Source organism: Pseudoalteromonas sp. T1lg48 (assembly GCF_002964785.1).
In the GTDB taxonomy this organism is placed as follows: domain Bacteria; phylum Pseudomonadota; class Gammaproteobacteria; order Enterobacterales; family Alteromonadaceae; genus Pseudoalteromonas.
In genome coordinates, this window is the sequence record NZ_PQCC01000003.1 from 98,163 (window position 1) to 121,734 (window position 23,572).

17 protein-coding genes are annotated in these 23,572 nt (G+C 51.8%); 3 read left to right on the top strand and 14 right to left on the bottom strand.

Features of this window, described 5'->3' with window-relative positions:
• Window positions 1-111: 111 nt before the first annotated feature.
• From C2M29_RS05030 to C2M29_RS05040, 3 genes are read right to left on the bottom strand one after another with little or no spacing between them, the layout of a single operon-like run.
• Complete coding sequence (locus C2M29_RS05030) at window positions 112-963, bottom strand: HlyD family secretion protein (RefSeq protein ID WP_233998358.1); 852 nt, start codon at window positions 961-963, stop codon at window positions 112-114.
• Window positions 964-976: 13 nt separating this feature from the next.
• Window positions 977-2,533, bottom strand: a complete 1,557-nt coding sequence (locus C2M29_RS05035) for an MFS transporter (RefSeq protein ID WP_105188711.1) — start codon at window positions 2,531-2,533, stop codon at window positions 977-979.
• Window positions 2,530-4,014 carry an efflux transporter outer membrane subunit gene (locus tag C2M29_RS05040; protein WP_105188712.1) on the bottom strand — a complete coding sequence of 495 codons (1,485 nt, stop codon included), beginning with the start codon at window positions 4,012-4,014 and terminating at the stop codon, window positions 2,530-2,532. The genes C2M29_RS05035 and C2M29_RS05040 overlap by 4 nt, the downstream gene beginning before the upstream one ends.
• A gap of 181 nt (window positions 4,015-4,195) precedes the next feature.
• Here C2M29_RS05040 and C2M29_RS05045 point away from each other — a divergent pair, with 181 nt between their 5' ends.
• A complete protein-coding gene (locus C2M29_RS05045) occupies window positions 4,196-4,852 on the top strand; it encodes a TetR/AcrR family transcriptional regulator (RefSeq protein WP_105188713.1) in 657 nt (218 codons plus the stop codon).
• Between the two features lie 280 nt (window positions 4,853-5,132).
• Here the strand turns inward: C2M29_RS05045 and C2M29_RS05050 are convergent, their stop codons facing one another.
• The 11 genes from C2M29_RS05050 to C2M29_RS05100 all read right to left on the bottom strand — a co-directional run bounded on the left by C2M29_RS05050 (window position 5,133) and on the right by C2M29_RS05100 (window position 20,524).
• Window positions 5,133-6,746 (bottom strand): Tn7-like element transposition protein TnsE, encoded by a 1,614-nt coding sequence (locus C2M29_RS05050; protein WP_105188714.1) that lies wholly within the window; start codon window positions 6,744-6,746, stop codon window positions 5,133-5,135.
• Complete coding sequence (locus C2M29_RS05055; protein ID WP_105188715.1) at window positions 6,743-8,251, bottom strand: TnsD family Tn7-like transposition protein; 1,509 nt, start codon at window positions 8,249-8,251, stop codon at window positions 6,743-6,745. The genes C2M29_RS05050 and C2M29_RS05055 overlap by 4 nt, the downstream gene beginning before the upstream one ends.
• A 1-nt stretch (window position 8,252) precedes the next feature.
• Window positions 8,253-9,908 carry an AAA family ATPase gene (locus C2M29_RS05060; protein ID WP_105188716.1) on the bottom strand — a complete coding sequence of 552 codons (1,656 nt, stop codon included), beginning with the start codon at window positions 9,906-9,908 and terminating at the stop codon, window positions 8,253-8,255.
• The gene (locus C2M29_RS05065) at window positions 9,908-11,986 is read right to left on the bottom strand and encodes a DDE-type integrase/transposase/recombinase (RefSeq protein ID WP_105188717.1); all 2,079 of its coding nucleotides are present in this window, start codon (window positions 11,984-11,986) and stop codon (window positions 9,908-9,910) included. Before C2M29_RS05065 ends, C2M29_RS05060 begins: the two co-directional genes overlap by 1 nt.
• Window positions 11,970-12,800 carry a TnsA endonuclease C-terminal domain-containing protein gene (locus C2M29_RS05070; RefSeq protein ID WP_105188718.1) on the bottom strand — a complete coding sequence of 277 codons (831 nt, stop codon included), beginning with the start codon at window positions 12,798-12,800 and terminating at the stop codon, window positions 11,970-11,972. The genes C2M29_RS05065 and C2M29_RS05070 overlap by 17 nt, the downstream gene beginning before the upstream one ends.
• A 143-nt stretch (window positions 12,801-12,943) precedes the next feature.
• The gene (glmS, locus tag C2M29_RS05075) at window positions 12,944-14,764 is read right to left on the bottom strand and encodes a glutamine--fructose-6-phosphate transaminase (isomerizing) (protein WP_105188719.1); all 1,821 of its coding nucleotides are present in this window, start codon (window positions 14,762-14,764) and stop codon (window positions 12,944-12,946) included.
• Between the two features lie 55 nt (window positions 14,765-14,819).
• Window positions 14,820-15,590 (bottom strand): DeoR/GlpR family DNA-binding transcription regulator, encoded by a 771-nt coding sequence (locus tag C2M29_RS05080; protein WP_105188720.1) that lies wholly within the window; start codon window positions 15,588-15,590, stop codon window positions 14,820-14,822.
• A gap of 174 nt (window positions 15,591-15,764) precedes the next feature.
• Entirely contained in the window at window positions 15,765-16,067 is a 303-nt protein-coding gene (locus tag C2M29_RS05085; protein WP_105188721.1) for a DUF6482 family protein, read from the bottom strand.
• A gap of 93 nt (window positions 16,068-16,160) precedes the next feature.
• Window positions 16,161-18,557: an ABC transporter permease gene (locus tag C2M29_RS05090; protein ID WP_105188722.1), complete on the bottom strand. Its 2,397-nt coding sequence runs from the start codon at window positions 18,555-18,557 to the stop codon at window positions 16,161-16,163.
• 1 nt (window position 18,558) lies between these two features.
• Window positions 18,559-19,260: an ABC transporter ATP-binding protein gene (locus C2M29_RS05095; protein ID WP_105188723.1), complete on the bottom strand. Its 702-nt coding sequence runs from the start codon at window positions 19,258-19,260 to the stop codon at window positions 18,559-18,561.
• A gap of 10 nt (window positions 19,261-19,270) precedes the next feature.
• Window positions 19,271-20,524: an efflux RND transporter periplasmic adaptor subunit gene (locus C2M29_RS05100; protein WP_105188724.1), complete on the bottom strand. Its 1,254-nt coding sequence runs from the start codon at window positions 20,522-20,524 to the stop codon at window positions 19,271-19,273.
• Window positions 20,525-20,750: 226 nt separating this feature from the next.
• Here C2M29_RS05100 and C2M29_RS05105 point away from each other — a divergent pair, with 226 nt between their 5' ends.
• Window positions 20,751-22,154 (top strand): sigma-54-dependent transcriptional regulator, encoded by a 1,404-nt coding sequence (locus C2M29_RS05105; protein WP_105188725.1) that lies wholly within the window; start codon window positions 20,751-20,753, stop codon window positions 22,152-22,154.
• 6 nt (window positions 22,155-22,160) lie between these two features.
• Complete coding sequence (locus C2M29_RS05110; RefSeq protein ID WP_105188726.1) at window positions 22,161-23,456, top strand: sensor histidine kinase; 1,296 nt, start codon at window positions 22,161-22,163, stop codon at window positions 23,454-23,456.
• The last annotated feature ends 116 nt before the right edge of the window (window positions 23,457-23,572 follow it).

Here is a 23,572-nt window from a genome sequence, read left to right on the forward strand (position 1 = left end):
AATCCACGCGAATGCGTAAGGGAAGGCGTTGCACAATTTTAGTAAAATTACCGGTTGCATTGTGTGGCGCAATGGCGGAGTAGCTGACCCCACTAGCAGGGCCTAAACTTTCTACGTCCCTTTCAGGGTGGCGCCGGGCAAGGCATCTACTTTGATGTCCACCGTTTGTCCTATTTGGATATGAGCCAATTGCGTTTCGCGATAGTTCGCCTGGATATAGACGGCATCAAGTGGAACGATTGCTAGCAGTGGAGTACCGGTATTGACGAAGGCTCCGACACGAACCGATTTCTGTCCCACGGTACCGTCAACTGGGGCCGTGATACGCGTATAGGACAATTTTAATTCCGCTGCGGCTTGAGCGGCCTGGGCTTGGGCTAGCGCTGCTTTGGCCTTTTCCAGTTCAGCTTGCAGAATGGCCACCTGCTGCTGGGCCGCTTTTAGTCCCGCCTGGTTCTTCTCTTGGCTCGCCAGACGGATATTCAACTGTGATTGGGCCTGTTGCATGGCTTGGACAGTACCTGAACCATCGGCGGCCAGGTTGCGATAGCGTTCGTGGTTAGCTCTCGCCAATACTAGCTCGGCCTTATCCATGGCAACGGCTGCCTGCGCTTGGTGTATCACGTTTTGCTGCTGTGCCAGACGAGCTTCCAGACTGGCGACACTGGCGTTAGCACCGGAAACTTGTGCTTTAGCGGCATCCACGGCGACGACGAAATCCCGATCGTCAATGGTCGCGAGCAAGTCCCCTGCCTTCACCTGCTGGTTCTCCTCCACGAATATCTGATCGACCTTCCCAGCAATCTGTGGGGCAACAAAAGTGAAGTCTGCCTGTACATAAGCATCTTTTGTGGACTGACTTGATGCGCTTGATTCTGGCCGATTGAGATAAAGCACACAGCCTATCGCGACTGCCAATAGCAGTACTGCACTGGTGATTTTGGCTTTCTTTGGCAATGCCATGATGAAATGCTCCTTATGAAGATGATGATAAAGAAGTACTGGCCTTCAGGTCAGGCGCAGGAATGTAGGTCAGCCGCAGCACGAAAGGAATCAAGAGCAGTGCCAGAACCCCCAAGGCGCGATAGGCATCCGCCACCGACAGCACCAATGCTTGTTGGCCGACAATGCCCATCAACTGGGACGGCTCAGGCACCGATGAGAGAGAGGACTCAGCTAGCGCGGCATGATCCAGCAACATTTCCCCATGAAAGCGTCCGCGAACCGTCAGGAACTGCCCGACCACGGCACCGCCTATCAATGAGCCGAGAGCACGCAGCGTATTAATGGTTCCCGACACATAAGGACCTTCGCCAGGCCGCACCACGCTGGTGGCGAGAAACAGCATTGATACCACCGCCATGGGCTGGCCGAGTGCCTGCAGCATCTGTACCATCACGAACTGATCCCGATTCCAATCTGGAGTAAGCCAACTGCCCGAGAAACACGCCAGCGCAATCAAAAGCAGGCCAAGGCTGAAGACGAAGCGAGCATCGACCCATTTCTGGTACAGCAAGACCGCTACTACTGAGCCAAAGATCAGTTGTGGCAAGGCGATAATCAAACCAATGGGAGCTATCTGCTGGGGGCGGTAATCCTGTAATGGCCCGAGGTAGTGCATTGGCAACATCACCCCGGAGCTCATGACTACCAGTAGAAAGACAAACAGTGTACAGTTCAGCCCCAGGTTGCGCCGCTCCAGCAATTGCAACTTGATGAACGGAGAAGGGTGGTACCATTCAGTAAGTAGATAGACGCCCAGCAAAGTGAAGCCAGCCACCAATGACACGACAATCAGGGGGGAGTTAAGCCAATCCAGCCGCACTCCCTGATCCAGAGCAACCGCAATAAGGCCCAGCGCAGGCGCACCCAGTGCCAGGCCAACCCAATTGGCTTGCCGGAAACGCCCGGTCTGAATGGCATCCTTCGGCAGCCCCCAGGCAATCAGCCCACCTGCGATAAGGGCCAAGGGTATGATCTGCCAATACACCCAGCGCCAGTCGAGCAGTCCGTCAGTCCAATGCCCAGCCAACCAGATCGACACATTGGGTGCGAAAGTAGCCGTCAGTGCATACAACGCCAGACCATGCAGCCGTATATGGACAGGAAGGAATTTCAATGCCGCCATCATCAGCAAGGGAATCATAGTTCCGCTAGCGACACCTTGCACGAAGCGTAGGGCGAGCAACAGATCGAGACGCTGGATAAAGGGCATCACCAAGGCCAATAATGCGCAGGTGCCAATCATCCACAGCTCAAAGCGCCGTATGGACAGCGTAATGGCAAACCAGGCGGCGAAGGGCATGGCGATGAGCTCACCGGCGGTATACACAGTGGTAAGCCAGGAGGCGCCGTCCAGGCTAAAACCCAACGCCCCTCGCACGTCCGCCAGCGCCAGCGCACCAACGCGGTTGTTCAGCCCCGCCATCATGGCGGCGACAAGAATGCCGACCAGGCCACCAAGCGCGCGCCCGGATGGCTTTGCCGCCACAGCAGGCGAGCTTGCGGGCGGCTGTACTACGACCGTGCTCATTGGTCCGCCTCCAGGGATGACGGCGCAATCGACAGGGCGTCCGGATCCCATCCGCCCCCTAGTGATTTGTAGAGGTTCACCAGCGCTAGGGTGGCGTCGGTGGCATTGTCATTGAGCCGGGATTCGCTCTCCAGCACGTTGCGCTGTGCGGACAGTACTCGCAAATAGTCCACCGCACCCTGCTGGTAGCCTCGCTCGGCGGCATTCAGCGCCTGTATGTTCTGCTCGTAGGACACCTGCAGGTTGGCGTGCTGGCTGCGTTGTGCTGCCCAGGCATCCAAGGCGTTATCCACTTCGTGCCAGGCCTGCAGTACCGTTTGCCGGTAGGCCAGCGCGACGCGCTTTTGTTTCGCCTCATTCAGTGCTAGTCGCTGTTTCAGCCGCCCCCCTTCAAAGATGGGCAGATAAACGGTAGGGCCGACGGAAAAAAAGCGGGAATCCCAACTATCTAGGTCGTCGGATTCAAAGGCTTCTACCCCAATTCGAGCTCCCAGGCCAATGCGGGGATAGAAATCAGCCCTGGCAACGCCGATGGCGGCGGTGGCCGCATGCAGTTCGGCTTCGGCACGCTGAATATCGGGTCGTCGCTGCGCCAGCTCGGATGGAACCCCCATCGGCACCTTGCTCGGCAATGAAGGCAGGGGCATGGCGTTTTTCAACTCGGTGTCGAATGCCCGCGGTTGCTCTCCCAGCAGTAAGGCCAACGCATTCATCAAAGCGTTTCTGTGCTGAATGAGCGCAGGCACCATGCCCTTGACTGTAGCCACTTGCGCACGAGCGGACGCGACCTCAAAGCCGGTGGCTACCCCATTGCGTTCACGGCTTTCGATCAGTTCTAGGGCTCGCTCGGCAATCGCCTGATTTTTCTGCGTAATGTTCAGCTGGGCCTGGGTGCCCCGTAATTGCAGGTAAACACGGGCCACCTCAGCGGACAATGCCACCCGGGTCGCCTCATGGTCGTATACCCTCGCCTCAAGGGCGGCAGTGGCCCCTTCGCGCGCTCGATGAGCTCGCCCCCACAGATCAAGCTCCCAGCTGGCGTCAAATCCGAGTTGCCAGAAACCGGTGGCGCTGGTCGGTGCTCCCAGCGCGGCCAGCCGGCCGTGCTGGCTGAGCCCGCCACGGGAATAGCTCGCATTGCCCGCCGCACCGGGCAACAGCTGGGCCGACGTGATACCCAGCTGTGCGCGGCTTTGCTCTATGCGTTCCGCCGCCATTTGCAGGCCCAGGTTACCGGCCTGGGCTCGTTGCTGCAGTTCGGTTAATATCGGATCATTGAACAGTACCCACCACTGCACAGGCACATTGACTACGGATGTTTCCTGCATATGACGGTAATCATCCCGAGGCGATAACGGCGTTCCCGGCAGACTGTTGCCGGGCTGAACAAAATGGGGGCCGACCGCACAGCCGGCAAGCAGCAGTATACTGAGCGCTACCGTGGATTTACGCAGCGAAGGTAACAACGATTGTGGAGTCATATAAGCTCACCGAACACTTCAGTTCGAACCGATCGGTTCGAACTGGTGGCAAAAAAATAATCCGGGTAACATTGCCCACCAAGAACGATGGGATGCACCAGGATAGCGATACAATTTGCACTGTACCGTACAGTTCGATACAGTGTCAAGAATATACATCATTGCCAAGAGGCCGATTCAGATGCAACAACGCAACCTAACCGAACATGTTTCCCTTTCGGGTGAAACCGAGCTTAGTGGTAAAGCACTCAAGGTTTTGCAGGCTGCTCGAAAGGTATTTCTGGCCCATGGCTTCAGTGCTGCCACCACCGACATGATCCAGCGCGAAGCCGGGGTTTCAAAATCAACGGTATATGCGCACTTCACCAACAAGGAAGCGCTCTTTACCGCCGTGATCAAATCCGAGTGCGCTGCTTTTACCAGAGCCCTGCATAATATCCGCTTTCAGCCGGGGCGACTGAAAGAAACCCTGGGCATACTGGCTCGGACCTATCTGGATGTGGTGCTCTCCCCGTCCGGACTGGCACTATATCGTGTTGCCATTGCCGAAAGCGCCCGCTTTCCTGCTCTGGCACATACATTTTACCGTGCCGGGCCGCAGGTTAGTGCCAGGCTGGTTGCCGATCTGTTAGCCGGTGCCAGCCAGTCCGGTGAAGTAAATTTTGGTGACACCAGTCTGGAGGCCGTCGCCTGTATGTTTGTAAACCTGGTCCGCAGCGAGCTGCAGTTACAGTACCTGACTTACCCGGACAGCCCACCCTCGGCAGCGCAGATAGAGACTTGGGTAACCAATGTAGTGACCCTATTTATGCGTGCCTACGGAGGCGGTGATAAATAAACCAGAATCAACATAAACACTTGATGGCAAAAACTAATTGCTCTGACAGCACCACAGGATCGAGAAGGTAATTGGCAACTTCACGGGAAAATGCGGGGAGTAGGGCCACCGGTCCTTATATCAGGAGCCTGCTGGCGGCGGGTAAATACCAAGCATGTGATAAACCCGGTATAGCCTAATCACGATGTCCGGCTGCAAGCGCACAACTTGCAAACTCAGAGCCTTCAATTTGTGCCGCTAAGCCAGGCTTTGCATGTGCCTCTTGAGATGCATTGTGTGATTATTGTTCTGTAGAAATCAGCCTCACAAACACCCTTTCAGCCCACTTATCAATGTCCTCTGCGGTAATTGCTCCGGGCTTGTCAGACTTTTGGTGTGGAATCCAAGTGTGATTCTCTGCACCGACCAAGTTATCCAAATGCTGCTTCGGCCAGGATAGAGATGCCTTAAGCAACTGCTTTTCCATCTCAAACAAGTGGGGCTCTATGTCGCCGATAGCCTTGGCCAAGATCACTTTTGTCGATAAGGCCTTGCTTGCATCTGAAGTATCGACTTCCAGCAGATAGTACCCTGTGAGGCCTGCTGTAACATGGGCGACCGACATACACCTCGGATTTTGATCAGTTTCCAATATATGCTTTTTGCATTTACCAATATTCGGCAACTTTCTCAGTGGATCGGTGTTGACCTTAAAGCCATATTTATCCCTAAGTAATCCGAGCATTTTTAAGTAGCTCTCGAATTTGTTCAGATACAGGTAAGCATCATCAGTTTGGTCATCAAGATTGTTCCATTCGGCGCTTATCAGACCTCCGTATGGTCCTTGCTCTTCGGTACTGACATCTTTGGAAACTTCACCCTGCTCACCATCGTTCTCGTGGCCTTTCACCGTGGACTTTCTCTTTTTGCTGATCTTCGACGTCTCCACCACACGATTGAACGCAAGCTCAGTCGTGTTTTCTCGAATCATGACCGGCTTGTTTTCCCGGCTTCCTTCCGCCGCGTCATCCACGTTATACCCAGGCGGCCGCTCAAGAGCAGAGCCGGCTACTACACCTTTCCCAGCGACCCGAGTGAAAAACTTGGGACTGTAAAACTCGATATGCTCAGGTAAGTTGGCGGGAATATTTCTTATGCTGGTAACCTCGTAAACCAAGAACGTTTGGCTTTCTGGGTCAAAATTACCTTTCAACTTCAGGCTGGCACCTTCCAGTACTGGAGGTTCGAACTGAAAGGTCCATACTCTGTATTGCCCGTCATCAGCTCCATTACGCAGCTGGTAATTGCCAATACTATCGTATGAACGCCTGGCATCTTCATCCATCAGCAACCAAGCAAGTACCCGGCGATAACCGTAATCATTAAACAGCTCTGCCGGACAATTGCAGGTATCCAGTACGTTGATGATGGCCCTTTCCCACACGTTGTCGTACTCAACTGCAAACTCATTGTTCAATACATCGTGAATTACCGAAGAGCGGGCCAGATAGCCATTGTGAAAAAAGAGCGCCCTCGCCAGTTCGAACTGGGGAAGATAGATCCTGGTACCGTCCGGGTGGTGGAACACGAAACAATATTGCCTGGCTTCCTTATGCAACCGCCGTTCAATGGCCGGGCAGTTCTCAAGTGTGTCAATTCGCCATTCATGATCCGAGGGTACTGAAAAAGTTATCTCGTAATTTTTGCGGTAATAGTCTTTGGTTGGATTGATGATTTTTTTGCGTATCAAAATTGGTGCATTGGAAAGAGAAATCGCATCCTTTCCATGCTCCTTGCTAGGGTAGATGCTTAAGTTGATCCCCCACCTAACTCCGTCCATCCTGCAGAAAAAATCGCCAATCCCGTTGAGCCAGGTATCGTCCTTGAACCCTTTCAGGTAGGTGCTGCTGTTCAAATTTCGAGTACCTCCTCAAGAAATCTACGGGCCAGGTCGGTCAGTCGCTGCTCGCTCAAGCCAGCTCCCCTCAGCACCTGCCAGCGTTTCAGTGGCTCGTCGTCCCGTGTTATGTGTATGACGGTGCAGGTGATTCTTCTTATTTGATATTCGAATATACTTTCACAGTACCGAGCAAAAAACAAACTACACAAAGGTAGCAAATCCAGGTGTTTCTCAACGCTTGCCTTGTGCTCTAATTGATTTAAATACCAGTTCATCGATCGCCTGGGAGCTTCCAGTTGCACCTCGCTCTGCTCTCGAAGATCTATCAGCCTCCTGACCGCTCGCCTGTCCCGCTGAGCCCAACTGACCTTGGGCAGATGCTCATATTCCGGCTTTCTGTGAGCTTCGTTGGTCTTCATTAACCAGTCTCTGTCACGTCGGTAGAGCCAGGCATAGATACTCCCGTATCCATGACTGCGGGCATGCTTGGTGCCATGCTGTGCGACTGCAGCCAGCCATTTGTTTCGGTATTCGTTCAGTTGGGCCTTATCCGTCCCCTTCAACACCCCGTTAACAGCCTTTGCAGCCGGATTAAACCCAACAACGACTCGAAGGACATCAGCCAGCTTCCAGCCTGGCTCCAATAAGGCATGGAGTACAACCAAATGCTCGAGATAGCTGCACGCCTTACGGTGCTTTCGGAACATATTGCGCAACCAGCAGGGTTCACCGCTCTTCGGCAACAGTCTGTACTGGCCAAGCCACTTTTCTCCCCAGAACTCGACGATCCTGTTAGCAACCAAATCGTGGTGGACTTGGGTGCCTCTGTTTAGATGGTTATCAGCCGCCAGGTTTCGATACCACTGGGTCCACTGGCAGAGCTCAGGTACAGCTACGCTCCCAAGATTCAGCAATTCTCTTATGCTGTTGAGCATCAGGTCACTTTGCCAGCTTCCGGGCTGCTGTACGACCGCTGGGCAAGCACTCTCACTGGCGGCCTGGAAAAGATGCCTGTGCATATCGTGACGACGAATATCAGATTCGACCAATAAACCGTGAACCGGACAACTCTCAGCCCCGGCTACCTGCCAGTCTCTCCGCCAGTAGCATTCCCCATACAGGTTGATCTGTTCTTTTATGCAACCTGAGCAGTATCTGAGAAATGCAGGTTGTTTGATCCGAGAAGCCGCAACTCCAGCCGTGAGATGGACCGTACTTTTTCTGTTTGCCATGAGCTCACGGGTCAGGCACCTGCGCCGTTCTTCACCGATAAATGGGGCGTAAAGGGGAAAGAGGGTATGTTCATAAAGCAGGTCGCCCGGCGTGATTCCAACCACTTCAGGATAGAGGTCTGCTATGCGTGTCAGATGACCGGGTAAATCAGGAGTCGCAATAATCTTGGTATCGCCAAACACTTCCTGCAGCAATTCTTTTGGCGACACTATGCCGCTGTGTATCCCGTACCTCGCGATGGTGCTGTACAAAAGCTCGTCGCAATAAGGCAGAGGGAAACCCAGCATGTCACCCTACTTTCTTCAACCAACTCGGCACATCAAACAGCTCTTTGCCGTACATCAAGTCGTCGTAGAGTCGCCCCTTTTCAGCCTGGGAGAATTTGAACCTTAAATCTTCGGAAGGCAGCGTGTGCCAGTTGGCAGGTTTCATCTTCTCGATTTGGGTCTTCTTGGGCTTGGGGGGTTCGGAGTACCACTCCAGTATGATCTTGCTCAATTCCGGCAAGGAAAGATTTGGATGCTGTTTGAAGGCATTTTCGATCAGGGGTTGCAGCAGCACCGATTCACAGCCCATCGCCTGCAGCATGGTATACAACCGTAGTGCCTTATCGTTGCCGCTGAAGGCCGGCTCGATTTCCTTTTCGGCCTGCCGTTCGTCAATCCGCTTCCTCAGCTCAAGAAGGCGTTTGTCCATCGCCGGCAACTGCAGGTCAGAATATTTGACGATAAGCTCAGGATCTCCCCTGCGCAGGGCATCCAGCATGGGGTGCACCGGCTTCAGTTCCTGCTCATACACAGTACGCAGCAGTTTAACGGTTATTCGTTCCAACCCGGTCGATATGGCCCGCATCTGTGCCAGTACAAACAGCTTAACCACGATATCGAGCACGCCCTGTGACAGATCGAACCAGCAATCACGAATTTCTTCGCTCAGTACCTCGTCACGATGAGTCAGCCACTGGTATTGCCAGAGCTTGTCGGTAAAAGCCTGCCATTCGGTTTTTCTTGGCTTGCCGGTCCTGGGATCGACCCTGCCTGGTTCTCGCTGCACCGGCTCCCAGAACAACGAGCCGAATCCGGCGCTGCGCCTGCCGGCCTGCAGTTCCATTTCAAATATGGATCTGGCCTTGGGCGTGCCGACCATGATCACGGGAACACCGATCACATTTACCAGAGCAACAAAAAACTCCAGCATGGCTTCCTTGCTGATCGAACGCTTCAGCGTCAGTCGCTGTATTTCGTCGATGACCAGAACACCCAGCGCCCGCTGTGTTGCCACCTGCCCCATCAGTGATAAGAGCACTTCGGTGCTGTGGCGTTTGCGAGCATACTTCTCCTCGTAGCCGGTACTGAGTGTACGATCAACCTCGCGGAAAAAGTTCAGGCACAGACTCTTCAGCGAACCGTCAGACGGACACTCGATTCTCAGATAGGTCAGTTGAACAAAATTGTATTCTTGGTGGTAAATGGCCTGCGGGTAGGTTGCCAGGATCCGGTTGATGGTCGAGCTCTTACCGCTGCCGGAACAACCGATCAACGACAGACTTTTGGCGGTAGAATTCGATTGAGCGAAGCGAAAGTCGTTTGTAGCACCGGACATGATGCGCTGGTAGCCTTCCTGCATCCTCTTATTCAACGAGCCGTCAGCTATGTTGCGGCCCACATAACCGCCGCGGATCATCACCGATATTTTCTCTTCCAGCTGCTTATGGATCGACAAAGGCTGGAAGAAATCGTCAAGCAGTGCACTGATCTGGTGGGCACGAAGATGCCCTTTTTCATAGCAATCCTGTGGGTTGAATGTGAGCTTGCCGGTCAGCTTAACCTTAAGAGCCTGCAGATCCATGATGGGCGGAAGGGCCTCGATTAACGGATTACCACGATAACGATCGAGACCCGGGTCGATGTAAACGGCATCAACAAAGTTTTCTGGCAAAGGCATCAGTCGTCCTCAAACAATTCGTCGATGTAATCCGGATAATCCAGATCCGGTTCGGATTCGGAAATATGAATAACCTTTCCTGAAGGCTGGTTTTTATCCGTATCTGAGCGATACGCCTTCTCGGCCCGCTCCCTCTCCTTTTCCTTGCGTTTATTTTCGTTAATGTCCCTGATCCGCTGAGCATTGGAGATGCCGGATGTATCAGGTGCCGCCTTTTCAGCATGAGCGATTTTGTCGATGACAAATTCCTCGTGCTGTCGCTTTTTAGACCCCGAAAGCACTTTGGCCTTGGCCATCGTTTTCTTCTGTTCGTCTCTGATCTGCCAGACATCCCAGAACGAAGCGCCCCGAAACTCCCGGGATATATCAGCCAGGTTGCAAGTCCAGTACTTGATGCTGCCCTTTTCCGGGAAAAGATAGATTTGATCGGCCACCATAGGATCGTAGGCAGCTTCAATACTCGCAGGCCGTTTAACACCCCTGCCCCGGTGCAACCAGCCCTGCTGCAACAGCTCCGATGAGGTGTAATAGATACCGAACATACAGGCCCCTTTATCCGAGATGGTAGCCCTTTGTCGCGGTAACAGGGCCACACGCAGGGCATCCGGATCAACCTGATGCAAACGTCCGGTTCTGTGCTGCAAGCCCCAGTTCCACAGGTGAATAGGGGTGGAGGGCAAATCCGCAGGCATGTCAGCGTCCCGGTCGTACTCCTCCAAGACGGCGTATTGGTTGTGGCAGAGCACGGACGACAAGATAATCTGAGCGAACTCCCTTACTGTCAGCTTGGCATCCAGCCGGTAATCCTTTCCGCCTCGCTTTTTTACCTTGGTGCCGGATACAAAACCGGGAACGAAAGGACCGAAAGACGCCTGTATCGCCTTGAAATTTCGCTCCACTATACCTTTGGCGTCGCCCCGGTAAGGCGGCGTATTTTCTATTCTGACCGTAAAATTGCTTTCCAGGCTTTCTATCTGATGCCCCAGCAGTTCACCTCTGTCTGCTAGGATGGCATCCGGAAGTCCCACACACGGCCAGTCCTCCAGAGTAATATCGAACTCCAGATTCCTGCAATGGCTCGTTTTATCAGTCACTGCCATATACAGGGCTTGCATGGCAGCTACATAGGAAGGGGCCTCGAATCCGATGTAGAAGCCGGCCACCATACGGCTGAATACGTCAATCACCATATAGACCACGGGCCGTCCAACGATGTTTCCCCGTTCGCTATCAGAAACCACATAAATATCGGCAATGGTGGCGTCGATTTCGTAGCGGGATCCAGGCCCAAGCACCTGGGTATTCGCCGTACCGTGCAAAGGCCTGATGTCCTTGTTGTACTCAATGTTCGACACGCGCTTGCTAAGCGTTTCCGTCTGGCAATATTCGCGTTTGTAGAAGTGCATCATCTGCCAATTGCTGGGCAACTCTTCTTCCGGAACATCCGGAAAATAGTTGCGATACAAGGTCTGAAAGCGGCGATAAGCATAGGGAAAAGAGTGTCCCTTATCCTTCAGCAGGTATCTGTCTATGGCCATACGGAACAAGCGTTCAGTAAACTCATCAACTTTGGCTCCGACCCCCGGCATGTCTCTGCGAGGACGCCCCAGTTTCTTGTCTTTGGCAATCCGTCGCTTACCCTTGCCCCCCGAGTGCTTGTAGTCAGGCAACAGAGCATTCGGCATCTGTCCCCGCTGCCAGTATCGCCGGGCTAGCCGGTACAGCGTTTGCTTGGTAGAGCCTTTTTCGGCAAGAATGCTGTTGATCACTTTGCCCCGGCTTTTCGGCTCAAAAAAATCGGGCAGCTCAAGCAAAGGCTTGATCAGAGCATAGTTACTATCCCGTTTGGTTCTGGCAATACTGCCCTCCTGCGGGGATTCAAAGGCAAGCTCCTTGTAAGGGTCTTCCGTACGCTGCAGATTCTCCAGCTCTATGGCTTCTACCAGCTCACCGACCGACGTGATCTCGGGAAAGGCCGAATCATCGTCTATGTCAATCCAGACCAGATGCTCGCCGAGCAGTTGAAGCACACGGTAACGGCGTTCACCGATCTGTAGCACCTCATTGATTCGAAACAAGATACACCTCCCGGATAAATCCCAGATCTCCGGCTTTCAAGTCCTTCGCTTTAAGCTTGGTGGTAGGAATAAAGATATCGAAGGTGAAATAGCGCTTGGCCAACAACCGCCTCACCTCGTAAAGCGATTCGCCAAGTGGCAAGCTGTAGGCTGCATCCAGTTCCTTACAGATAGCGAGTACTGTCTTGTTCGGGTTCCTTTCGAAGTGATGGGCGTAGAACTCGATCTGCTGCAACGTCAGCTCTTCATCCTCTTCTTCCTCCCGCTGTGCCTGATAGAGCCACTTGATGGTTTGAGTCACCACGGCTGGCACATCTGCTTCCGTGACCAGATACCAGGGCAAGGCCTTCCCCTTCCAATATCGGCGCTCCAGTTCCAGCTTTTCCACCGTTCGAACATCGTTAAGCGCCTCTCGGTATTTCGCCTGCAGCACAAACCTGGACTCTTTTTCGTCGGCCGAGTCCACCAGAAAGTCCGACGACATATACTGATCGACTCCCGCTATACACGGGTGCTTTATTCCGGCCTCAATGGCCAGCTGACGGGTAACATCTCTTTCAAGGGGAAACTGCTCGCGGACCTGGGTAATTTCGCTGTGCCATTCCAGAAGCAGAAAGACGGAAAGTTCGAGATCGGATAACAGGTGGTGAGTACGCCTGGATTTGTGGCCGAAGACGCGATGGACCCGCCCCAGGGAAGGCAGATCCCTAACCGTCAGCCAGGGTTTGTAGTCAGCATGCTGGCCGCTGCCTCGACCTTCTTTTATCCACCTTGCAAACAAGGCTTCAGTAGATCTCTTATTGTGTGACGCCATGAAAAAAACCGCCGGACTTTGCTCATTAATCGAGCATAGAATCGGCGGTTTCAGTATGCAACTTTATTTCTCAGTATGATACTTTAATACTTAGTATGATACTTTATTACTATCCCACATTTTTATTTCCTCTCAACCTGTGATTACTCCACGGTAACCGACTTGGCTAGGTTACGAGGCTGGTCGACGTCCGTGCCCTTAATGACGGCTACGTAGTAAGACAGTAGCTGTAATGGGATGGTGTAGACCACAGGGGCAATCACGTTTTCAACATGATTGACGTTGATCACGCGCATGGTGTCGTCCGACTCAAAGTGTGAGTCCTTATCCGCGAACACATAGATGATGCCGCCACGAGCGCGCACTTCTTCCACGTTCGATTTCAGCTTCTCCAACAACTCGTTGTTTGGCGCCACAACGATGATCGGCATATCCGCATCGATTAACGCCAGTGGACCGTGCTTCAACTCACCCGCCGCATAGGCTTCGGCGTGAATGTAAGAGATCTCTTTGAGTTTCAGCGCCCCTTCCATGGCGATGGGGTACTGAGAGCCACGACCAAGGAACAGCGAGTGATGCTTGTCGGCGAATTCTTCCGCCAGGGCTTCGATGTCGTCGGCAAGCAAGAGTGCTTCTTCCAACTTGTTTGGCAGAGTCTTAATGGCGTTAACAATTTCCGCCTGGTTTAGGCCTTTTTCCTGAGCAATCGACGCGGTTAGCATCAATAAGCCAACAAGTTGTGTGGTGAAGGCCTTGGTTGACGCCACGCCGATCTCGGCGCCGGCTTTGGTCATAAAGGCCAAGTCAGATTCACGCACCAATGACGAGCCAGGTACGTTACAGATAGTCATAGAGCCCATGTAGCCCTGCTCTTTGGCTAGGCGCAAGGCTGCCAGGGTATCGGCGGTTTCACCGGATTGGGAAATGGTTACCAGCAGGCTGTTCGGGTGCACAAACGACTCACGATAACGGAACTCGGAAGCAATCTCGACATTACAGCTGACGCCGGCAAACTGCTCAAGCCAATAACGGGCCACCATGCCCGAGTGGTAAGAGGTACCACAGGCAATGATCTGCACGTGCTGCACGTCTTTAAAGATCTGTGTGGCGCTGTCGCCAAAGGCATCAAGGGCTACGCGGTCATCTTGTAAACGGCCTTCCAGGGTGTTGCGCACCGCCATCGGCTGCTCGTAAATTTCTTTGAGCATATAGTGACGATATTCGCCCTTGCCCGAGGCGTCCTGAGTGATGTTTGATTCCACCACCTCACGCTCCACCGGCTCGCCGTTCAGGTCGAAAATCTCGACGCTGTCACGGGTAATACGTGCCACATCACCTTCTTCCAGGAAGATAAAGCTACGAGTTACAGGCAACAGTGCCAGCTGATCGGAGGCGATAAAGTTCTCGCCCAGACCCAGACCTATTACCAGCGGGCTACCTGAGCGGGCAACGATGATTTCATTGTCGTTGGCCTTGTCGAATACCACGGTACCGTAGGCGCCTTCAAGCTGCTTAACCGCCGCCTGCACCGCGCTCAACAGGGTATCGTGTTGCTGACGTAGCTGGTGGATCAGGTGCACCATCACCTCGGTATCGGTTTCCGATAGGAAGGTGTAGCCATCGCCCTTCAACGCTTCGCGCAGACTGCTATGGTTTTCAATGATGCCGTTGTGTACCAGGGCCAGTTCATTGTTGGATAAATGCGGGTGCGCATTGGCTTCAGTTACACCGCCGTGTGTGGCCCAACGGGTATGAGCGATACCGGTAGTGCCGGATACACCGGCATCGTTTAAGGCGCTCTCAAGCATGGCAACCTTGCCCACGGCTTTAACGCTGTTTAGGGTATTACCCTGCAATAAGGCCACTCCGGCCGAGTCATAGCCACGGTATTCAAGGCGCTTTAGGCCTTCAACTAAAATCTTGTTTACTGGGCGCTCTGCAACGGCACCAACTATTCCACACATAAATTCTCCATTTGCACGTATGTGTTGTCTTTTTGCCCGATGTTGTCGGTCGGGCTTATTCGTTTACCTCGGCACAGATCACCTGCACGCCATGGGCGCTTATTTCCCGGCGCAACTCGGGCGCCAGGTTGCTGTCGGTGATAAGCGTGCTGACCTGTTGCCAAGGCAGTTCTAAATTCGGGATACGGCGACCGATTTTTTCCGACTCCACCAGCACCACCACGTCGCGTGCGGCTTCAGCCATCACCTGGCTTAAGCCGATCAGCTCGTTAAAGGTGGTGGTTCCACGGGAAACATCGATACCATCGGCGCCAATAAACAGGGTGTCGAAATCGTAAGAGCGCAGTACTTGCTCGGCGACCTGGCCCTGAAAGGACTCGGAATGCGGGTCCCAGGTGCCACCCGTCATCAGCAGGGTTGGCTCGTTTTCCAACGCCAGTAGCCGGTTTGCCACATTAATGGCGTTGGTCATCACCACTAAACCACGCTTGGTCGCCAGCTCGGGGATCATCGCCGCCGTGGTGCGACCGCTATCGATAATAATGCGGTGGTGATCTTTAATCAGCTGCGCCGCCGCCTTAGCGATGGCACGCTTACGGGCCGAGTCTTGTGACTCGCTGCCAGCGACAATTTCTTTAGGTAGGGCAATGGCACCGCCATAACGGCGTAATAACAGGCCGCTTTGCTCTAATGAGGCCAAGTCCTTTCGAATCGTAACTTCTGAGGTGTGTAACTGCTCCGCCAAGGCTTCAACCGATACTTCACCCTGTTCATTAACCTGGTTAAGTATGGTGTGGCGGCGCTGTTGAGTGTTACGTTTTGTCATTAAGCAATAAATAAGTTTCGATTCGAAAGATGCGCATTATAGTCGAAACTTTAAGCAAAGCTCAATTGCTAAATTGTTACCAAAGCGAAAACATTGACGCCACAAGGTGGCGTCCGCGATTAGCAACCACGACAGGTGGGTGCAAGGGTGTAAGCGACTAGCACCACACCACTGCTAACTGAGGTTGCGCAGCTCCAGATCGGCAATATGCTCTTCCAAGCCGTCATTTGGCCCAAGCTCTTCATAGGCCGAGTGCATCTTTAACAGCGCCTGGGTGGCACCTAGATCCGCCAGGGCTCTTTCGGCTTCACGCAGAGAGTTAAAGGGTTTAGTGACGTCATGTCGGTCGCCCAACATATGGTAATTACCCAGAGTATCTATCACCCCGGCTAAATAATGATTGGCGTCGGCATAACTGAGAATAATGGCGCGATAGTGGCTGTCTGCGAGAGCCGCTTTCAGTTGATTGGCTTGCATGGTGTTGCTCCTAATATGTGCTCACCTACTTTAAACGTAGCAGAGGAATAAAAAGATTAAAAAAGGCGCAACCAATGTGCGCCTTATTATTTGTTATTCATACCTCAGGGTAAGTGATGGCCGCGTGCTCGCCGTTTTAAAGGCTAAACTTGCAACGGTAACCCAGGTAATCGCTGCCACAGCGGCGGCAGCTACTAAATACACCCACACAGCTTGTTCAATGCGGTCATTAAAGTTTGCTAGCCAATCACCTACTAGCAAGTAAGTCACTGGGTATGCAAGAGCAACACTCACTGCCACCAGCACTAAGAACTCTTTAGCAATGATATTAACAATACTGATGCGTGATGCGCCTAGAACTTTTCGAACAGCCACTTCCTTCTGACGACGCACTGTTGCAAACGAAGCCAAACCAAAGGTACCTAAGCAAGTTAAGAACACAGCAAGAGCGGTAAAGATTAAAACTACATTTGAAATACGCTCATCACCTTTTAACAAGGTTTTGTAGTTGTCTGCGAGTAAGTTAATTTTAGGCTCATAGATATTGGCTGTACTTGCTAATACCTCAGCGAGCTGCGTTTTAATGTAAGGCAAGTTTTGCTGATCAATCGTTAAAATTAATTCAGATACAGGTGTTAAGAAGTTAAAGCCACACAAAAACATGATATTAGAGTTGGCATCTTTAGCATTACCTACTTTTACATCTTCAACCACACCCACAACACGCATATCTACGCCGCTACCTGAGTCTTTAATTACCTTACCGATAATGTCACTCATGTTAGTGTAACCCGCTTGTCTTGCGACAGATTCAGTCACAATCGTACCTGTACTTGTTACCCCATTTTCACGGCTTGCCCAATCACCGGCAAACTCGCGGCTAAAATCACGCCCTGCAACCAGTTTTAAACCTAGCGTTTTTACAACATCGTAACTTGCGCCTACTACAGGAGTTAAGCTGCCAGATGCTTCACCATTTGGCCACGTTGGCATAAGTGTATTATTGATTGAAACCGTTAAACGGGTATCAATCACTGTTGTTTGCTGTACGCCTTGAATTGCACTAATACGGTTAACTAAAGCATTTTTTTCTTTCGTGAATACTTCCCCTACAGGTAGCTCTGAAATAACCAGTCTTTGTGTTGTTTCATAGCCTAAAGGCAAGCTTTGCAAGTAAGTTAACTGCTTTAACAAGGTAACAGACGCAATAATCAAACCTATTGCCAACGATGCCTGTAGGGTTAGTAAGCTCTTACGAACCCTGATTGCTGTATTACCACGTTGTAAGTCACCACTTAAAACTCGTTTTGCACTGAATGACGAAATAAAGAATGCAGGATAAAGCCCAGCTAATATGCCCACAGCAATCGCCACTACAATAATCGCAATACCAAATTCAGAGGCATAATTGACTGCTAATTCGCGGTCTACTAATTGGTTAAAGCTTGGTAAAAATAGCTCCACCAAGGCACAAGCAATCACCATTGAAAGCATCGAAACCAAAACAGATTCAGATAGAAACTGAGTTACTAATTGGCCTTTACTTGCCCCTAGCGCTTTACGCACACCGACTTCTTTTGCACGTTTAGTCGACTGGGCTACCGTCATATTAATGAAGTTAAAACCTGCAATAAGAATAAGTAACACGCTTAAACCGACACAGATCATCACCACTTGTTTAGCACCGCCCGCTTTCATTTCAAAAGGAGATTTAGCCGTTAAGTGTAAATCAAGTAATGGATGTAGTTCTAAACTAACTTGTTCAAGCATCGAACCGCTAAAAAAGCGCTCTGTTAAGGTTTTAGCTAATGCGTCTGTATCGGTACCCGCAGCTAAACGCATATAAACATAACTACTGTTCACATTAAATTCGCTTGGCTCATGCTTAACATAAACAAGGTTTTTAAAGGCAAAGTGAGTGTTGTCAGCTAAGTCTGCAAACACTGCGCGAACGGTGTATTGTCCTTGTTCGTGCGTCAGCGTTTCACCAACCACATCAGTGCGGCCAAAAATGCGCAGTGCTTCTGTCTCACTTAGGGCCAGGCTGTCTGGTGTACTCATTGCGGTTTTTAAGTCACCCGCAAGCGTTTCCATAGCAATGAAGTTTTCAATATTTGCTGTCGCACCATACAAGGCATTTAACTTATAGCCTTGGTTACGGTAACTCACATCAACCATGGCTTCACGGGTCAGCTCTACCAGAGTTAATCCAAATACTTCTTCAACCTGGCTGTAATCTTCTGCCTGTTTTGACTGCATATAATTAAAAAGAGGCAACACAGCTAAACCAAGTTTTGAGAAGTCTTGGCCAACGCGATAAACACGCTCAGCATGGGGTTGTTGGCTATCGTACGAGAGCTCATTTTTTGCAAATAAGGCAACTAAAATTGCCGCAGCTAAGCCCACACTTAAACCCAGAACATTTAAAATAAAGTGCTGCTTTTGGTTTTTAAACGCACGTAGCGCGGTGAGCAAATAACTTAAAATCATGTTATGCCACCTCTGCTGTTTGTTGTACTCTGTTGGCTTTATCAACCATCACTTGGCCATCAAGCAAGCGCACTAAACGGTCAGCATAATTGCCTTCTTTTTCTGAGTGGGTAACCACAATTACCGTAGTACCTTCGCGATTCAGCTCGCGCAGCATCGCCATTACTTCATCACCATTTTTTGAATCAAGGTTACCTGTAGGCTCATCCGCCAAAATCAGTTTAGGATTAATCACGAGCGCTCTGGCTACTGCAACACGCTGCTGCTGACCACCCGATAACTGCTGCGGTAAGTGATCTGCTCTATGGTCGATTGCCACACGCTTTAAGATCGCTTCGACGCGCTGCTTGCGCTCACTCTTTGAGATATTTTGATACTGTAAAGGCAGCTCAACGTTTTCAAATACCGTCAGCTCGTCAATCAGGTTAAAGCTTTGAAATACAAAGCCGATGGATGCTTTTCTCAGCTCGGCTAACTGCTTTTCACTGTAGCCGGCGATATCCTCGCCCAGAAACTCAAAGCGGCCGCTACTCGGTGAGTCCAACATGCCCAAAATTGATAACAGTGTCGATTTGCCGCAGCCGGATGGCCCCATGATGGCCAGAAACTCGCCTTCGTTCACCGCTAGGTTAATGTCATTCAGTGCTGTTGTTTCAACGTCTTGGGTTCGAAATACGCGAGATAAATTAGTAAGTTTAATCATTGTTGTTCCCTTAAAACTGTAATTGTTGTGCTTTATCAAAGTTGCTGTAGCTGGAGGTGATCACCCGATCACCGGCCTCAAGGCCACTGAGCACTTCGTAGTAATCCTGGTTTTTTCTGCCGAGGCGAATCTCACGGCGCAGCGCCTGGCTGTTGTCCTCACTCATCACATACACCCAGTTACCACCGGAGCTGGTAAAGAAGGCGCCGCGTTTAAGCAATAGGGCATTGGCCTGCCTATCACCCAGCATCAGCTCTATGTCCAGGCTTTGGCCGCGCTTGATGTTGCTGATATCCTTAGGTAACTCGACTTCGATTTGAAACTGTGACTGCTGCACTCTGCTATCTATTTTACTGACTTGCGCATTTACCTTGCCCTGCTCCAGTTCAATGACCACATCCATCCCGGAATGAACCTGGTTGAGATAAAACTCATCGAGGCGTACCACCAGCTTGTACTCGTTGGGGATATCAATTTGCCCTAGTCGCGCGCCACGATCCTTGGACTCACCGATTTCCACATCCAGCTCACTGAGGTAACCGGCAACGGGCGCGGTGATCAGTAAATTTTCCAGATTTTTACGCGCAAACTGCAGGTTTTTCTCCAGCATTTTCGCACTGTCCTGAAGCTGGGCTAATTGCACCTCGCGGATACTGCTTTCCTGCTGCTGGCGTTCCAGTGTCAGCTCCCTGCGCGCCTGGTAATAGGCGAGATCTTCTTTAATTTCGGCCAATTGCTCCTTGGCCAAGACGCCTTTACTAACCAGGGGCTCGGTTTGTTTTAAACGCCGGCTTAGGTGGGTAATTTTCAGATCGATTTCCAATAGATCGCGGCGCAGATTCAAGCGACTGGTTTCCATGGCCATCTGGGTATTGCGCAAAAAGTTAAGCTGCTCGGTGACCTGGGCTTCGCGACTCATTACATCCAACTGCAAGTTGGTATTGCTTAAGCGCACCAGGGGTTGACCTTCTTTAACATACTCGCCCTGCTCGACGAGCCGCTCTTCCACCTGGCCCCCAGCTATGGTGTCGAGATAAATACTGGTTCTCGGTACCACCTGGCCACGCAGGCTTAGGGCATCGACAAACTCGCCCTGGTGCACCGTGCTCACACTGAGGTTTTGGTCATTTACCGTTTGACTGCGACCCTGCGCATCGCTTTGGGTCAGGGCATAGGCGGCTGCGGCCACCACCAGGCAGCCAAGCCCAAGAAGTGATTTCTTAAGGTATTTATCTGTTGCTGAGCGGGCAATTTTCTTATCCATGTCAACGCCTTGCGATTGTTCTAAATGCTAATTACCCATGAATGTAACAATTCCCGTGCCAAGATTTATTTATCAATTAAAACAGATGGTTATATTAATTTTACAGAGTAAGCTCAAGAACATGTGTCCACTGGTAGAACACTCGCCGGGTGACTCAACGTCCATTAATGGACACTGTCCCTATTTTGGATTAGGCTACTGAAAACACACAATAATAATTACAAATATGAAACAGGCCGGTGCCATTCTCATCGTCGATGACAACCCAGATATTCTAATCGCCGCACGATTACTGCTAAAACAGCACTATCAGGTGGTTAAAACCACGGATAACCCCTTCGATATCGAGGGCATTATCAATGCTCAACAGGAAGCGGATCAGCCCATTGATGTCATCTTGCTGGATATGAACTTCACCCAGGACTCCATTAGCGGGCGAGAAGGTTTCTATTGGCTTAAGAAGATTGTTGCGCAGGACCCCAGCATAGTGGTTTTGTTGATGACCGCGTACAGCGATATTCAACTGGCGGTGGATGCCATTAAGGCCGGCGCCGCCGACTTTATCGCTAAACCCTGGCAAAACGAGCAACTGCTGGCCAGCGTGACTGCGGCCTTTAATCACGGCAAAGATAAGCGCCAAGTGGGGCAGCTTAAACGCCAAACCCAGGGGCTCAACGATGCCCTCAACAGCAACAAGTTTGCATTTTTAGGCCAAAGCCAGGCCATGCAACGGGTGTTCGACACCATAGCGAAAGCCGCTCAAACCGACGCCAATATACTGATCACCGGCGAAAGCGGTACCGGCAAGGAGCTCACCGCCCATGCCATTCACCAGCAGAGCCTGCGCCATCAGGGCCCCTTTATCGGCGTAGACATGGGGGCCATGAGCGCCTCATTGTTGGAAAGTGAACTGTTCGGCCATAAAAAAGGCGCCTTTACCGATGCCAAAGAAGATCGTGTCGGCCGTTTTGAACTCGCCAACGGCGGCAGCCTGTTTTTAGATGAGCTTGGCAACCTGCCACTTGAGCAACAGGTGAAGCTATTGGCGGCATTGCAAAACCGACAAATCACCCCCCTTGGCGGCAGTAAAACCATAGATGTGGATATTCGTTTGATCAGCGCCACCAATGACAACCTGCAACAAAGCGTCAGCGAAGGTCGCTTTCGTCAGGATCTCCTGTATCGTATCAACACGGTGGAAATCGCCCTGCCACCACTGCGCGAACGTCGCGAAGACATTCCCCTGCTGGTGGACTATTACCTCAATCATTTTGGTCAGAAATATAAACGCGAACTCGGTGTCTCGACTTCAAGCATGCGGGCACTAAGCGACTACCCTTGGCCGGGCAATGTGCGCGAACTGGCCCATGCCATAGAGCGGGCGGTGATCCTCTCAAGTGGCACCGAGCTGGACATAGGCTCTGTGGTCGCCTCCGGCACCAATACGGCCTCGCAAAGCCCGCAAGGCGGCGACACTCAGGCATTTTCCACCTTCAATCTTGAAGAGCTGGAACACCAAGCCATTCGCGCCGCCCTCACCCATTATCAGGGCAACGTCAGCCATGCCGCCAAGGCTTTGGGGTTAACCCGTGGCGCCATGTATCGCCGCCTTGAAAAATACGGACTCTAGCTCGACATGCAAGCACAGACTAAACTTGCCCTGCTCTTGGTGATGCTGCTGGCCTGCATCCTTGGGGCTCAGTATGCCTATACCTTTTGGCACCTGTCCGCCCTGACCACAGGTCTGATGATTGGCGCCTTGATAAGCTGCTACGGAATAGTCGTGCTGTTTAGGCGACAAAGCCGCCAGGCACAACTGGCACTCAAAGCCCTGGCCAATGGCGACAGCAGCCTGGGTCTGACCCAGTCGCATCCGATGCGGGTGCAGTATGACGAGGTTAAAGAGCAAATTCTGCAGGCGCGCTTAGCCGCCGAGCAGCAAGCCCAGTTTATGCAGACCCTGCTTATTCATATCGATATGGCGGTGCTGGTGTTTGATCATAAAGGTGACACCATAGAACATAACCCCGCGGTAGCCAGGTTACTCGGCAAAGCCATTAAACACACCCGCGATCTGGAGCAAATTGGGCACTTTATTGATGAAGCCCAAAGCAACTGCCAGTCCACGGCGCTGTGGCACCGTGGTGAACAACAGGACACCCTGTCGGTGCAACTGAGTATTGCCACCATCCAGGGTCAGGCGCTAAAAATCGTAACCCTGCAATCAATCCATGAGCAGCTGTTGCACAAAGAGCAGCAGGCCTATAAGCGCCTCACCAGGGTGTTGACCCATGAAATTGCTAATTCCATCACCCCGCTGTCGTCTTTAGCACAAACCTGCACCGGCTTAATGCCCGAACAATTGTGCTTTGCCGATCAGGAAGACAAGGAAGACCTTGAGCTGGCACTGGCCACCTTGAAAAGCCGCACCCAGGGCCTAAGCGACTTTATCGCCCGCTTCCGCTCCATCAGTAATCTGCCAAAGCCAGAGCTCAGCGTGCAATCGTTAGCGACCGTGGTAGAGCGGTGCTGTACCCTGTTAAAGCATGACCTGGCACAGCAGCAAATCCACCTTGAGCTGCAGACAACCGCCGACACCTTGGTAATGTGTGACGCCCAGCAAATTGAGCAGGTGCTGATCAACCTGATTAAAAACGCCATCGAAGCCATGAGCCAGCGCGAGAATCGCAAAGAGCTGCGCCTGGAGATAGATAAAAATGGCCAGGGCCAACTCTATATTGCTGTAAGCGATAGTGGTGGTGGGATCAGCGAGCAGGCTCAGGAAATGATGTTTGTGCCATTTTTTACCACCAAACAACAGGGCTCAGGCATAGGCCTGGCGCTCAGCAAACAAATCATGGTCAGCCATGGCGGCGACCTTATCTACCAGCCGCTACCCGATGGCGCCTGTTTTCGCTGCATGTTTGGTTAGTGCTTAGACCGGGGGTAAATTTACGCTCTGCACCTTCCTATGTGCTATGCTCAAGCACAGAAGGAACCACCATACGAATCAACGGTCTACCTTGAGGCAAAAAATTAATATTCAGG